Consider the following 14,929-nt stretch of genomic DNA (forward strand, 5'->3'; position numbering starts at 1 on the left):
TATTATAATGTTTCAGGGTCAAAAAATGCCCGAGACTTTTTAACCCTGAATCATTTTTATCCGTTTTTCCCTAACCCACAGTTTCGGGACATTTTAGTAAAGTTATCAAACTTTAATTTCTACTTCTACACCACTTGGCAATTCCAATTTCATCAAAGCATCAATAGTTTTTGATGACGAGCTATAGATATCTAAAAGACGTTTATGAGAGCTCAATTGGAACTGTTCACGTGCTTTTTTATTTACGTGAGGTGAGCGCAACACAGTAAAGATTTTTTTGTGTGTAGGTAATGGAATAGGTCCTGTAACTACTGCACCTGTTGCTTTTACTGTTTTTACGATTTTCTCAGCAGATTTGTCTACTAAGTTATGGTCGTAAGATTTTAACTTTATTCTTATTTTCTGTTGATTACTCATTTTATCAATAATTTAGTTGCCTCTGGCGTTTTTAATTACTTCATCTGCTATGTTTGATGGGGTTTCTGCGTAATGAGAGAACTCCATAGTAGAGGTAGCACGTCCTGATGATAGTGTACGCAATGACGTTACGTAGCCAAACATTTCTGACATTGGCACAAATGCTTTGATTACCTTAGCACCGTTACGGTCGTCCATATTGTTTACTTGACCACGACGGCGGTTCAAGTCTCCTACGATATCACCCATATTTTCTTCTGGAGTAATAACTTCCAATTTCATAATAGGTTCCATCAATACGGCTTTTGCAGCGCGAGCAGCTTCTTTGTAACCCAATTTGGCTGCCAACTCGAATGACAATGAATCTGAATCGACAGGGTGGAAAGAACCATCGATAAGAACAATCTTCATCGCATCCATTTCGAATCCTGCCAAAGGTCCGTTTTTCATTGCTTCTTTGAAACCTTTTTCTACAGATGGGATATATTCTTTAGGAATGTTACCACCTTTGATTTCGTTAACAAACTCGAGACCTACTTTGCCTTCTTCGGCTGGTTCCATACGGAATACGATATCGGCAAATTTACCACGACCCCCTGTTTGTTTTTTGTAGACTTCGCGGTGATCAGCTTTACCTGTGATAGCCTCTTTGTACTCTACTTGAGGTTGTCCTTGGTTTACTTCTACTTTGAACTCACGTTTGAGGCGGTCTACGATGATATCCAAGTGTAACTCACCCATACCAGAGATGATAGTTTGACCAGAGGCTTGGTCGGTTTTTACTTGGAAGGTAGGGTCTTCTTCAGCGAGTTTAGCTAAAGCCATACCTAATTTATCAACGTCGGCTTTTGTTTTAGGTTCTACAGCGATACCGATTACTGGATCGGGGAATACCATACTTTCGAGAACGATAGGGTATTTTTCATCGCAAAGAGTATCACCTGTTTTGATATCTTTAAAACCTACAGCAGCCCCTATATCACCAGCTTCGATGTATTCGATAGGATTTTGTTTATTAGCGTGCATCTGATAGATACGAGAGATACGCTCTTTGTTGTTTGAACGAGTGTTCAACACGTAAGAACCCGCATCTAAGTGTCCAGAATAAGCGCGGAAGAACGCCAAACGACCTACGTAAGGGTCAGTAGCAATTTTGAATGCCAAGGCTGCAAAAGGAGCATCAACAGCTGGCTTGCGGAGTGCAGGCTCACCTGTTTCAGGATTAGTACCCTCGATAGCTTCTTTGTCAAGAGGTGAAGGCAAGTAGCGGCAAACAGCATCAAGCATAAACTGTACTCCTTTGTTTTTGAATGATGAGCCGCATACCATAGGAATGATAGCCATATCCATTACTGCAGCGCGCAATGCTTTGTGGATTTCGTCTTCAGTAATAGAATTTTCATCTTCCATAAATTTTTCGAGAAGACCTTCGTCGTAACCAGCTACTTCTTCAATCAATTGAGCGCGATATTTGGCTACATCCTCTTTCATATCGGCAGGAATTTCTACTACGTCGAAAGTAGAACCTGAATTTTCTTCGTGCCATACGATGGCGCGGTTTTTAATCAAATCTACAACACCTTTGAAATCTGCTTCGTCACCGATAGGCAATACGATAGGAACCGCGTTAGATTTGAGCATATCTCTCACCTGGTTGCAAACGTTGAGGAAATTAGCTCCTTGACGGTCCATTTTATTTACGAACCCAATACGAGGAACTTTGTAGTTATCAGCCAAGCGCCAGTTAGTTTCCGATTGAGGTTCTACGCCATCAACGGCAGAAAAAAGGAATACTAAGCCGTCAAGTACACGTAAGGAACGGTTTACCTCAACGGTAAAATCGACGTGGCCTGGGGTATCGATAATGTTGAAGTGATACTCTTTGGCATCGGCGGTAGGTTTACCATTTTCGGTAGGGAAGTTCCATTTACAGGTAGTAGCCGCTGAAGTAATAGTAATACCGCGTTCAGCCTCTTGTTCCATCCAGTCCATAGTAGAAGCACCATCGTGTACTTCACCAATTTTGTGCGTTTTACCGGTATAGAAAAGGATACGCTCGGTAGTTGTGGTTTTACCGGCATCAATATGCGCAGCAATACCTATGTTTCTTGTATATTTTAAATCTCTACTCATCGTGTTAATTAAAATCTAAAGTGTGAGAATGCTTTGTTAGCTTCAGCCATACGGTGCGTATCCATTTTTTTCTTCACAGCAGCACCTTCTTCTTTAGAGGCAGCGATAATTTCGGCAGCCAATTTCTGAGCCATTGATTTCTCATTGCGTTTACGAGCGAAACCGATGAGCCATTTCATCGCCATAGACACTTTACGGTCTGGACGGATTTGCATAGGGATTTGGAAGGTAGCACCACCCACGCGACGTGAACGCACCTCAACGTGAGGCATCACATTGCTAAGAGCGTCTTTCCAAACATCTAATGCCGACTTTTCGTCGTTATTCTTCTTTTGTTCTACGATATCAATTGCGTCGTAGAATACTTTAAAAGCCACTGACTTTTTACCGTCCCACATAAGGTTATTCACGAAACGCGTAACCAATTGGTCGTTAAACTTAGGGTCTGGTAAAAGGGGGCGTTTTTTAGCCTGTCTTTTTCTCATTTCTTTTCAGTTAAAAGATTTTGTGTGTTAAATTACTTTTTCTTTTTGTCGGCGGGAGCTGCTTGTCCTGGTTTAGGGCGTTTCGCACCGTATTTAGAACGGCGTTGCGTTCTACCTGCTACACCAGCCGTATCGAGAGCACCACGAACAATGTGGTATCTAACACCTGGTAAATCTTTTACCCTTCCGCCTCGTACCAATACTATCGAGTGCTCTTGGAGGTTGTGACCTTCACCAGGTATGTAAGCGTTCACCTCATTGCCATTAGTCAAGCGAACACGAGCTACTTTACGCATAGCTGAGTTCGGCTTTTTAGGCGTTGTGGTGTACACACGTGTACATACACCTCGGCGTTGTGGGCACGAATCCAAAGCAACCGATTTACTCTTCTTGGTAATTCTGGTTCTTCCTTTTCGTACTAATTGTGAAATTGTTGGCATAATTTACAATACTATATATAATTATTTATTTACTTGTTGTCAGTCCATAGGACTTAGAGGTTTGGACTTAATTATCCAAAGCGGGTGCAAAAGTACAACTATTTTTTTAAACTGCAAAAGTCTCTGATAGATAAGAGGTGAGAAATGAGAGATAAGAGATAAGAGATAGGAGGTAAGAAACAAGAGGTATAGACACTATATTATCGTTGATTACCAATATTTTAATGAGATTTAGTTTTAGAAATTAGTGTAACATAAGTAGTTATGAAAAAGTTGTGATTTGTTATAAATATCACAAAATAATTCTAATTTTGTTCTATAACAATAGTCTTAATTTGAGAACTAATTTAAGGAGCATAAAAAAATAAGACGACGTAAAAACGCCGTCTTATTTTTGTTCTAATTTCTATTTTTTACTCTCTTAATGTAGCCCCTAATTGTTTTTCAAAAGCGTCTTGGAGGTGTTGCATCGTTTTGTCGATTTGTTTATCGGTAAGAGTTTTATTGTTGTCTTGAAGTACAAAACTGAGGGCATAGCTCTTCTTGCCTTCGGGCAGTTTGTCGCCTTGGTATACATCAAAAAGATTTACGTGTTTTAAGAGGTTTTTCTCGGTAGCGTATGCCTTTTCGTAAAGGTCGGCGAAGGTTACTTTCTCATCGAGCAAAAGAGCTAAATCACGACGTACTTCGGGGTATTTAGCAATTTCCTTGTATACCACTTTATGGTCTTGCACTTGTTCTAAAATCACTTCCCAATGCAAATCAGCTACAAGCACCTCTTGTTTGATATCGAAATCTTTAAGCACTTTGCTTTTTACTACTCCTATCGTTCCTAAAAGGGTCTCCCCTATTTGCCAACGGAACCCTTCACTACTCAACGTGTCGTTAGCTTCTAAAGGCAAAATAGTGATTTCCTTCAAGCCGAGACGTTCGAAGAGAGATTCAACTACTCCTTTGAGCTCAAAGAAAGAGGTTTTTTGAGCGGGAGCGCCCCAATACTCAGGTTGGGTATTACCTGTGAGATATAACACCAAATGCTTGCTTTCAGTATAATTACCATCAATATAGTGATAGTTCTTGCCAAACTCGAACAACTTCAAGTCGGAGCGTTTGCGGTTGTTATTATAAGCAATCACTTCTAAGCCTGAAAACACTAGATTCTTACGCATATAGCCCAAATCGCTACTCAAAGGATTGAGGAGCTTTACTGCTTGCTCTGGATTTTCGGCATAAGTAGTAATCTCTTTTTCTGACACAAGACTGTTGGTCATTATCTCAAAGAAGCCTTTCGCTACCAACTGGTCGGCTACCACATTTTGTATGTTATGGTCGTCGTATTTGTTAGAATACGCCATTGTAGCATTTAGCTTTTCAGAGAAAATGACATTGTTGTAACCATAGATACGAAGGATTTCCTCTATTACATCGGCTTCACGCTGTACATCTACGCGGTACGAAGGGACTGACAAGCCTAACCCACGTTCGGTAAACGAATTTACTTTGATATCTAAAGAGTGTAAGATAGCCTTAATCGTATCGCGTGAAATCTTCTGACCAATAAGTTTATCTATTTTCTCAAAAGTAAGAAACACCTGAAAATCTTCTTGCTTTTTAGGATAAAAATCTATCACATCGGATGATATAACCCCTCCTGCAATATTTTCAATCAGTACTGCGGCATACATTAGGGCGTATTTACAATCTTCTATATTAATACCGCGCTCAAAGCGATAAGAAGCATCGGTATTGATGCCGTGACGTTTGGCTGTTTTGCGCACCGATACAGCATCGAAATAAGCACTTTCTAAAAATACATTGCGAGTAAAATGAGTGATACCTGAGTTTTCACCGCCTAATACCCCTGCTATACAGAGAGGTTTTTCGGCATCACAAATCATAATGTCCTCAGCGTTGAGGGTGCGTTCTACTCCGTCGAGGGTTTTGAACTTCGTGCCTTCATCGGCATTCTTTACAATCACCTTGCGACCAATAATATGGTCGGCATCAAAAGCGTGAATAGGTTGTCCCATTCCGTGCAGTACGTAGTTTGTAGCATCTACTACGTTGTTCTTAGGAGTAATGCCTATGGCTTTGAGTTTGTTTTGCAACCATTCAGGCGATTCGTCTACGCGTACATTACTAATGGTAACACCGGTATAGCGAGGTACGAGTTTTTTGTTCTGTACCTCTATATCCATTTTAAGTGAACGGTTATCGACGTGGAATTTTGTAATAGAAGGAGTGATGAGCTCTAATGAAATACCTTTTTGCATCAAGCCTGCACGTAAGTCGCGTGCTACACCGTAGTGGCTCATTGCATCGGCGCGGTTAGGAGTCAATCCTATTTCGAACACTTCGTCGGTTTCTACCTCAAACACCTTACTGGCAGGGGTACCTACTTCCCATTTGCCGTCTAGCACCATAATGCCATCGTGACTTTCGCCTAAGCCGAGTTCGTCTTCAGCACAAATCATACCGTAACTCTCTTCGCCACGAATTTTACCTTTCTTAATTTCGAAAGGCTTACCTTCTTTGTCGTAGAGTACTGTGCCAATGGTAGCTACAAGTACTTTCTGCCCTTGTGCTACGTTAGGAGCTCCACAAACGATTTGCAAAGGAGCTTCGCCTCCTACATCTACTTTGGTGATTTTAAGTTTATCGGCGTTAGGGTGTTTTTCGCATTCGAGTACGTGACCTACCACTACCCCTTTGAGTCCCCCTTTTACGCTTTCGAAGTGTTCAATCCCTTCTACTTCTAAGCCTAAATCAGTAAGGATGACCGCTGTATCTTCAGCAGGCATTTCTAACTTCAAATATTGTTTTAACCAGTTATATGATATTTTCATAGTTGTTTTTTTCAATCTTCAATCAAGCGTTACTACACTTTGGCAGAGTGTATACGGCAAAAAATTATTACAGAGTGCAAAATTAGTAATTTTAGCAATAACCACAAAAAAAAGCTATTCAAAAAAAATGAATAGCTTTTAAAATCTAATTATTTAACAGTGAGTTAGTCGTTTTTCTTCTTCTTCAAGGTTTCGGTTACTTGAGCTGAAGCGGTGAAGGAGGTAATCATATTGTTGAGCATCTCACTACCTGCTTCGGGTGAGTTAGGAAGTAGGATAAGATTACTATTGGTTTGCTGACCTACGGCTTGCAAGGTGTCGTAGTGTTGAGTAACCACAATAAGCGCTGAAGCTTCTTGCGAGCTGATACCTACTTTATGCAATACGTCTACACTCTCTACCAATCCGCGAGCAATTTCACGACGCTGGTCGGCGATACCTTGACCTTGCAAACGTTTGCTTTCGGCTTCTGCTTTTGCTTTTTCGACGATGAGAATGCGTTGTGCATCACCTTCGTATTGAGCCGCTACTTTTTCGCGTTCGGCAGCATTGATACGGTTCATTGCGGCTTTTACTTGGGCATCGGGGTCGATATCGGTTACTAAGGTTTTGATGATGTCGTAACCGTAAGTTTCCATTGATTCTTGTACTTCGCGTTTTACGGCAATGGCGATATCGTCTTTCTTAACGAATACATCGTCGAGTTTCATCTTAGGGACTTCGGCGCGGACTACGTCGAATACATAGCTGGTAATCTGGTCGTGTGGGTATTCGAGCTTGTAAATGGCATCGTATACTTTTTCTTTGATCACCACGAACTGTACTGATACTTTGATTTTGACGAATACATCGTCCAAAGTTTTAGTTTCGACAATGACATCGAGCTGTTGGATTTTGAGACTGATGCGAGCGGCTACTTTATCGATGATAGGTATTTTCATTTGTAAACCCGAATGACGAATGCTTTCGAATTTACCAAAACGTTCTACTGACACGGCGGTTTGTTGGCGCACGGTGAAGAAAGTAGATAGCAAAAATACTAATGCAAAAAAGAATAAAATGTAAAATAAATAGGGCATAATGTGAAATTTTATGGGTTATTAACGGCTACAAATGTACTTTCTTTTTTTGAATTGTGCAAGAAATATGAGAACAGAATTTTGAGTTTAAAATAATTTAAAGAAAATGAGGAAATTAGAGGATTAGAAAATGAGAGAATGAGAAAATGAGAGAATTAGAAAATTAGGAAATTAGGAAATGAGAGAATGAGAAAAATAGGAAATGAGGTAAATGCCAATAATACCAGAAATACCAATAATACCAGCAAAGGGAATGGACGGGTCGGAGTTTTCAGACGAGTAGGACAGGTTAGAGGAGGGATTGGAGAGTTCGGAAGGAAACGGAAAAGAGCGGAAGAGAGGAGGGAGGGATTTTGACGAAAAAAGGCTGTAAGAAGGGTGGGGTTAGCTTATAGAGAGCTTATAGGAAGCTTATACGAATCTTGGACGATTGGTATAGAAAAGGTATATAAATAGTTGATTCATAATATGATACAACGAGTATAAAAATGGTAAAAACAGGGTTTCGAGGCGAAAGAAAGAGGAAGGGGCACTAGGCCTTAGGCCATAGGCACTAGAGGGGAGTATGACGGAAAAGGGAAGTAATGACGGAAGACGAATGATGAGTGACGAAAGGTGGGGCGATGAAAAAATTTATGGCGAATAACTACAAAATAGAAAAAGCTACCTTTTAGGGGTAGCTTTTCCTATTTAAGCAATAAAAATTATGTTATGAAAGATGTTATTTTAGACTTTCGCCGGCTACTTTGCTCCAGCCTGGATTTTGATAGATTACCGAACCATCTAAATTGGCTTGATTTTGAGAAGTAAGACGGAAGGCGTCCATAGGGATTGGCTCGAAATAATGAGCATCATTCCACTTATAACCATCGTAATAAAGATTGTTCACTTTATTGCGTTGATAAGGACGCAAGTAGACGCTGTTGGATTGTGGGTTTACATTTCCTTTATCGGTGTCGCTTACTACTAATTTGGAAGAGCCATCTTGGTTTTTATACCAATCTTTCATAGTTCCCCAAATTTTGAATCCTTCGACAATATAAGGAGTGTTTTTAATCTGTTCCATAGAGCGCCAACGTTTTAGGTCAGCCCAACGCATACCCTCGGCAATAAACTCGTTACGACGTTCGCGACGGATATTGTAAAGTGTTGTATTCACCAAAGTTCCTGAGGAGTAAGCTCCCCAGTCGCCAAGTTTTTCTTTCTCCATATCGGTAGCATTGATGGTTTTTTGGAAATCGGGATCTACGTTAGCACGTGTTCTAAGAGCGCGCCAATAGCTTTGAGAAGAGCCATCGAGGGTACCATCGAGGAGATATTGAGCTTCCATATAGTTGAGTAAAGCTTCGGCACCACGAAAAACAATAGAGCCTGTGATACCGCGGTTGTGGGTTGTAGCATCGTCTTCAGAATAGTTCAATCCTTTTTTCACGCGATAGCCTGTGGTAGCACGGGTTTCGGCAGGATTAAGGATTTCGGGTACACGGGCTTTTACAGGAGTCCCTTCGTGGTAATACAAGGTGTCGTTATCTAACTTAGTGAAGAGGCGCAAGCGGTCGTCGCGTTTTTCTATTGTATTGAAAAGAGTCTCATCGCCTAAATAGCCTGATCCTGATGCATAGATGGGCAAGCCGTTTTTCATTAGGTAAGAGTCTACGAGTCCTTTGGTATAGCCAGAGCCACCTCCGTTACGAGCTAATTCCATTTGGATATTATGCGTTTGTTCAGTTCTAGAATATTTACGCCAGAAGATAACCTCGTCATAAGATTCCATATTATCATCGGCAAACATCATAAAATAGCGATTCTTAATAGCCATACTAGCATCGCGAGCTACACGCACGCCAGAGTTAGGGGTAAGGTTATTTACCATCTTATCGGCGACTACTTTAGCAGCGTTTTTAGCTTCGGTAAGGAAGAACTTAATTTCATCGTCGATGTTGATACTGAAGCCACTCAAATAGCTTGCTTGAGCGCCAGGCCAGCCAGCTCCTCCTGGCACCTGGGCAGTACCTTTGTGGTATTTAAGCCAAGTACCTTCGTAGAGTGCTACACGAGACTTGAGGAGATAAGCAGCGTTAAGATTGATGCGATTTTTGCCATTAGGGGTACTTTCGCTGAGCAGGGCGATGGCTTTGTCTAAATCGGAAAGGATAAAGCGAGCGACCTCATTTTGAGGACGGCGTTTACTTTGCTCAGTTAAGATAGCGTTCTCGTCGGGCAACACTTCAGTAATGATGGGGAAGTCGCCAAAGTTTTGGAGTCTTACGAAATAGATTTGTGCTCTGAGCGCATAGACTTCTCCTATACACTGCTTAATATTAGCAGGGCTTCCTTTAATTTCATTGGCTTCGTATTTAGGAAGTACTTTCTCAAAGAAGTAGTTGCACTTTCTGATAGACTCGAAATCCCATTCTTTACTAGTACTAGGCACACGCCATTCACCGGGTAAGAATCGAGCATTACCAGCTGGGGCAACTTGGTTATCGGTTGCATCGTCCGATTTGAAGACGGAAAGCCCGTATTGTCCTGGTGGAATAGTAGAGAAACTTACATCGGGATAGAGTTTGATCGCATAAGAGAGTAAGTCGCTTTCGGTATTAAAGAAGTTATCGGGGGTTACTTTATCCAAAGGCTCTCTATCTAAGAACTTATCGCAAGAGGTGAGCAATACTCCTGCTGATAAAGCTATATATTTTAAATATCTTTTCATAGTTTACTAAAATTAAAGAGTTATATTTAAACCAATTGCCCAAGTTTTTGAGATAGGATAAGTTTTAGCACCTTCGTCGCCATAACCGATACCTAACATTTCGGGGTCGTAAAGTTTGCTGAGCTTGGTAAAGGTGAGGATATTTTCACCTGAAATATAGACACGTAAGTTACTAATGCCTATTTTCTCACTTACTTCTTGGGGGAGTGTATATCCGAGCTGTATGTTTTTCACCCTTAGATAAGCAGCATTTTGCAAATAGCGGGTTTGTGTATGGCGGTTTCTACCTGAATCCCAGTCGGGACGAGGATAGTAAGAGTCGAGATTTTGTCCTAATGGGTGATTAGGGTCATTGCGGAAATAGTCCAAATGTTCCTTAAAGACTACGGTTTGCCACTTACCGCCACTTGCTCCCCAGAAGTAAGAACCACTGGTGGCAAAGTCGCGTTTGCCTACCCCTTGCAAGAAGAGACGGAAGTCGAACCTTTTGTAAGAGGCATCGAGGGTTATACCATAGTTATATCGAGGGGTTTTGTTACCTATAATAGAAAGGTCGCCAGAGTCATCGACAGTGTTTTTACCGTTAGATATTTTACCGTCGCCATTAAGGTCTTCGTACATAATATCGCCCGCACTCCAGTTACTTCCTAACTGACTTTGGTTCACCTTAGCTAAATGAGCGTCCATTTCGGCTTGTGTTTTGGCGATTCCTTTGGTGGTGTATCCCCAGATATCACCATCATAACGACCCTCGTACCAATTATCTCTTTTGTCACCTAAACTCTTAGAAGGGTTAGGGTATTTAAGGATTTTCTGACGGGAGTCGGCAAGGGTAAAGGTAAGACCATAGCGAAAATCTTCACCGATTTTATCTTTCCAGCTGAGCATTACTTCAAAACCACGGCTTTCCATATCGGAGTTGTTAGTTTTAGGGACTGCTGCACCAAGGGTTTGAGGTAGCTCGGGAGCAGGTCCTATCATACCGTAAGTGGCACGGACAAAGTAATCGAACGTGAAGTTTAAACGATTTTTAAGGGCGGTTACATCGAGACCTGCATTCCAAGAACGTACAGTTTCCCACCCATAAGTAGTACTGATAAGTGCAGGTATACCAGCAACATTAGGACGAGATTCTCCTAAAACCCAATTACCTTCATTGGTTTTGTAATCGATTATAGTATAAAGCGGATACCAGTTTTTGGTATTTTGGTTCCCCAATTCACCCCAAGAGCCTCTAATCTTGAAGGTGCTCACATAATCGCGATAGGGTTCCCAGAAGTTTTCTTGAGCTACGTTCCAACCGGCAGAGAAAGAAGGGAAGAAGCTCCAACGTTGATTGCACAAGAAGCGAGAAGTACCATCATAACGACCATTTACCTCTAACAAATATTTACCTTGATAATCGTAGTTGATACGACCAAAGAAACCTAAGGTAGCCCAATGGCTATAGCCTCCTTTGGTTACTTCTTTACCAGAAGCGGTATTTAGAGTAGGAGTTAAAGGGGTAATCACATTCTTTTTATCGCCTGATAAATCTCTACTCTTTAGAAGTTCCGACTGAAAGCCCGCCATAAGCTTAAAGTTATGACCACTTTCTAAATTGATGTGATAATTTGTGAATACGTTAGGGTTTAAGAAGTTTTCTTTCTTAGCATATTCATATATAGAAGAAGTCTCGTTATCTACAATATAAGGTTGATTTTTCACATCTTTAGCGTAAGTAGTAAGATGGTCGGTGTGATTGAACTCTGTATAGATACGGTAGTTAAACTCAGCTACCACGTCCCATTTATCAGTGATTTTGTAATTGGCAGTGAGTTGAGAATACAACCAATCCTTCTCAGATTTTTGTTTACCACCTTCTTTCAGGTATGGTACTTTACTTTCACGGGTATAATTGCCATTTGGGTCTTTGAGAGGGATAATAGGCCAATAACGAATGATATCGTGGAAGAATACGGCATTGTGGGTAAGGTAAGAAGGGGCTTCGTAATTCTGGCGCACTAACCGAGAACTATAGCCTATGGAGAGTTTGTCATTAATTTTAGCGTTTATTTTACCTGTAAGGGTATAGCGGTCGAAGTCTTCGGAGGCATAACGGAAAAGTCCATCGCGGTTTAAGTAGTTAGCAGAGATGTAATACTGGTTTTTATCACTACCGCCACTTACACTGAGGTTGTGTTCATAAGAATAATAAGCTTTCTTGTAGTGTTCTTCAATCCAGTTGGTATTTGCAATAGGGAGCAAGTCGTGAGCGTCCCAAGCTTCCCATTTACCAGAAGAGTTTTCGAACATTGATTTGGTAATCTTTCCTTCTTGAAAGTCTTTTATTTGTTGAAGTTTCCAATCTTGGAATTGCGTACCGCCTACATCGGCGTCGTTAAAATAAGTAGCCCAAGAGTAAGAATCGACCATTTTAGGGCGAATGATAGGAGAATCAGCACGCAAATTAGAAGTATAGTTTACTATTACTTTACCAGATTTTCCTTTTTTAGTAGTTATGAGGATTACCCCAAACGGAGCTCTTGAACCATAGATAGAAGCAGCCGCAGCATCTTTAAGCACTGAAATATTCTCGATATCATTAGGGTTGAGGGCATTCATATCGCCTTCCATACCATCGATGAGTACTAACGGGCTTGCATTAGAGCCATCGCCAATGGTACCTGCCCCACGAATGTTAAAGCTTTTGGTAGCATCGAGCTGACCTCCAGCGGTGGAAGTGGAGATGTTCAGCCCCGGAACAATACCTTGCAAAGCCTCAGTGACGGTAGCTACGGGACGTGCTTCGATAGCTTTAGAGTCGACAGAACTGACAGAACCCGTAAGGTTTACTTTCTTTTGGGTACCAAACCCCACCACTACCACTTCGCTGAGTTGCTGGGTATCTTCTTTTAGCTGTACATTAACTGTATAAGAATTGCCACCCCCTACAACTTTTTTAGTCTGGGTAGTAAACCCTACAAAGCTAAACTCGAGCACATCGCCTGCTTTGGCTTGGATTTGGTAATTACCGTCAAAATCAGTAGATGTACCGTGCGTAGAGCCTTTAACCACTACGGAAACTCCGGGTAAAGGCGTTTTTTTATCGTCAGTAACTTTACCTTTTACTGAGATGGTTTGTGCCATAAGAGTTGTTAAAAAGCAACCTAACACAAACATAACAAATGTTAAATACTTTTCTTTCATAAGTTTGGCTATTAAATGAAATTTACGGCGTAAAAGTAGCACTATTTATTATATCTACCAAATAATCATAGCTAATATTTTTAAATAATTTTATATATCTCGTTAAATAGAGGGGATAATCATATGAATTACAATAAATAAGGAGAAAATAAAAGAAAGTGCATCATTATTAATTTTAATACTTTTCAAAAGAAAAAGGAAGAAAGTGTGAGGTCGTAGCACGACGGGCGAGGAAAATTAGCAAATTAGAAAATGAGGGAATTAGAGAATGAGGAAATGAGTAAATATTGTCAGTTTATTCAACTTTGCCAAAGGTGCGAGCCGCACAGACAAAAACTTTGGCAAAGTGTATACCCCTAAAAGTGACATATTTGAGCTATCGGAAGGAAACGGAAAAGTTCGGAAGAGGAGAGGGAGGGTTTTTGATGAGAAAAGGGTGTTAGGAGGGTGAGGTTAGCTTATAGAGAGCTTATAGGAAGCTTATACGAATCTTGGACGATTGGTATAGAAGGGGTGCATAAGTAATTGACTCATAATATAATACAGCGGAACAAAAAACGGTAAAAACAGGGTTTCGAGGCGAAAGAAAGGGAATCCTCACCCCGTCCCTCTCCCAAGGAGAGGGAGTGTAGTGACGAGGAACGAATGACAAATGACGGAGGTAATAGGGGGAATGTAGCGAAGGAAAAGTGTGAACCACACAGGCAGGTGTCAGTCGCACGGGCAATGAGGAATGAACGGAGAATGACGAGGGTGAGACGGTGAAAAAGTTTTATGAGATAGGTTAAAAAAGTGGGTGCTGTCGGAGAGACTTAGGGAAGCGAAAAGATAGACGTGGTAGAATAGGTGTTTATAAAAAAACTTTTGAAAGAAATTGTATTTAATATAAGTTCGTTGTAAAGTAGCCAGAGAATAGTTGGAGCTGATATATGACGTCTTTTGATTTTTGACTATTGAGTGAAATTAGTAGGGTTTATACCATTCTTGTCCGGTGAGGTCGTATATCTTTTGGATTTTATGAAGGAAGGCTTCGAAGTCGAGGTTAAGGTCTATAAGTTCGCCGGTGTGAATATCGAATACCCAACCGTGAACAGCAGGGTATTGGTGTTTCAGATAACTTTCTTGCACAACTGCCATTTTGGTAACATTGAAACACTGTTCTTCTACGTTCAGTTCTACCAAACGGCGGTAACGCTGGTCGGCATCAGTAATGGCATCGAGTTCTGCTTGATGCAAGCGGTATACATCGCGAATAGTACGCAACCAAGGGTTTAGCAAACCAAAGTCTTTGGCTTGCATAGCAGCTTTTACCCCTCCGCAATCGTAATGACCACATACGACAATATGCTTTACTTGCAGGTGTTCCACGGCGTATTGTATCACGGCAGTAGAACTCATATCGAGGGTGTTTACTACATTGGCAATATTGCGATGCACAAACACTTTACCAGGACCTACACCCATTAACTCTTCGGCAGCTACACGACTATCGGAGCAACCTATATAAAGATAGTCGGGGTTCTGGTCTTCGGCGAGTTTCTCGAAGAAATGAGGGTCGCCCTCTTTGCGGTGTTTTACCCATTGACGATTGTTTTCAAATATTTTGTTGTAAGTAGGCATAAGTTAT

At 41.0% G+C, this 14,929-nt stretch carries 9 protein-coding genes; all 9 read right to left on the reverse strand.

What is annotated here, in order from left to right; genetic code table 11:
• Window positions 1-105 precede the first annotated feature (105 nt).
• Complete coding sequence (gene rpsJ / locus HMPREF1320_RS03160) at window positions 106-417, reverse strand: 30S ribosomal protein S10 (protein ID WP_009417400.1); 312 nt, start codon at window positions 415-417, stop codon at window positions 106-108.
• Between the two features lie 12 nt (window positions 418-429).
• Window positions 430-2,550: an elongation factor G gene (gene fusA / locus HMPREF1320_RS03165; protein WP_009751505.1), complete on the reverse strand. Its 2,121-nt coding sequence runs from the start codon at window positions 2,548-2,550 to the stop codon at window positions 430-432.
• Between the two features lie 8 nt (window positions 2,551-2,558).
• Window positions 2,559-3,035, reverse strand: coding sequence for a 30S ribosomal protein S7 (gene rpsG / locus HMPREF1320_RS03170; RefSeq protein WP_002675008.1), 477 nt, complete (start codon window positions 3,033-3,035; stop codon window positions 2,559-2,561).
• 32 nt (window positions 3,036-3,067) lie between these two features.
• Complete coding sequence (gene rpsL / locus HMPREF1320_RS03175; RefSeq protein ID WP_002675007.1) at window positions 3,068-3,475, reverse strand: 30S ribosomal protein S12; 408 nt, start codon at window positions 3,473-3,475, stop codon at window positions 3,068-3,070.
• A 413-nt stretch (window positions 3,476-3,888) separates the two neighbouring features.
• On the reverse strand, window positions 3,889-6,321 hold the full coding sequence (gene pheT / locus HMPREF1320_RS03180) for a phenylalanine--tRNA ligase subunit beta (RefSeq protein ID WP_009751555.1): 2,433 nt from the start codon (window positions 6,319-6,321) through the stop codon (window positions 3,889-3,891).
• A gap of 164 nt (window positions 6,322-6,485) precedes the next feature.
• Window positions 6,486-7,400 (reverse strand): SPFH domain-containing protein, encoded by a 915-nt coding sequence (locus tag HMPREF1320_RS03185; protein ID WP_002675001.1) that lies wholly within the window; start codon window positions 7,398-7,400, stop codon window positions 6,486-6,488.
• A 721-nt stretch (window positions 7,401-8,121) separates the two neighbouring features.
• A complete protein-coding gene (locus HMPREF1320_RS03190) occupies window positions 8,122-10,113 on the reverse strand; it encodes a RagB/SusD family nutrient uptake outer membrane protein (RefSeq protein WP_009417394.1) in 1,992 nt (663 codons plus the stop codon).
• 12 nt (window positions 10,114-10,125) lie between these two features.
• The gene (locus tag HMPREF1320_RS03195) at window positions 10,126-13,302 is read right to left on the reverse strand and encodes a SusC/RagA family TonB-linked outer membrane protein (protein ID WP_034553978.1); all 3,177 of its coding nucleotides are present in this window, start codon (window positions 13,300-13,302) and stop codon (window positions 10,126-10,128) included.
• 963 nt (window positions 13,303-14,265) lie between these two features.
• Window positions 14,266-14,922, reverse strand: coding sequence for a carbonic anhydrase (locus HMPREF1320_RS03200; protein WP_009417398.1), 657 nt, complete (start codon window positions 14,920-14,922; stop codon window positions 14,266-14,268).
• Between the last annotated feature and the right edge of the window lie 7 nt (window positions 14,923-14,929).

Origin of the sequence: Capnocytophaga sp. oral taxon 335 str. F0486 (assembly GCF_000277665.1) — a bacterium.
GTDB lineage: Bacteria > Bacteroidota > Bacteroidia > Flavobacteriales > Flavobacteriaceae > Capnocytophaga > Capnocytophaga ochracea.

Coding starts and splice junctions, on each gene's coding strand:
- rpsJ (WP_009417400.1), bottom strand. CDS start 417: ATGAGTAATCAACAGAAAATAAGAATAAAGTTAAAATCTTACGACCAT.
- fusA (WP_009751505.1), bottom strand. CDS start 2,550: ATGAGTAGAGATTTAAAATATACAAGAAACATAGGTATTGCTGCGCAT.
- rpsG (WP_002675008.1), bottom strand. CDS start 3,035: ATGAGAAAAAGACAGGCTAAAAAACGCCCCCTTTTACCAGACCCTAAG.
- rpsL (WP_002675007.1), bottom strand. CDS start 3,475: ATGCCAACAATTTCACAATTAGTACGAAAAGGAAGAACCAGAATTACC.
- pheT (WP_009751555.1), bottom strand. CDS start 6,321: ATGAAAATATCATATAACTGGTTAAAACAATATTTGAAGTTAGAAATG.
- HMPREF1320_RS03185 (WP_002675001.1), bottom strand. CDS start 7,400: ATGCCCTATTTATTTTACATTTTATTCTTTTTTGCATTAGTATTTTTG.
- HMPREF1320_RS03190 (WP_009417394.1), bottom strand. CDS start 10,113: ATGAAAAGATATTTAAAATATATAGCTTTATCAGCAGGAGTATTGCTC.
- HMPREF1320_RS03195 (WP_034553978.1), bottom strand. CDS start 13,302: ATGAAAGAAAAGTATTTAACATTTGTTATGTTTGTGTTAGGTTGCTTT.
- HMPREF1320_RS03200 (WP_009417398.1), bottom strand. CDS start 14,922: ATGCCTACTTACAACAAAATATTTGAAAACAATCGTCAATGGGTAAAA.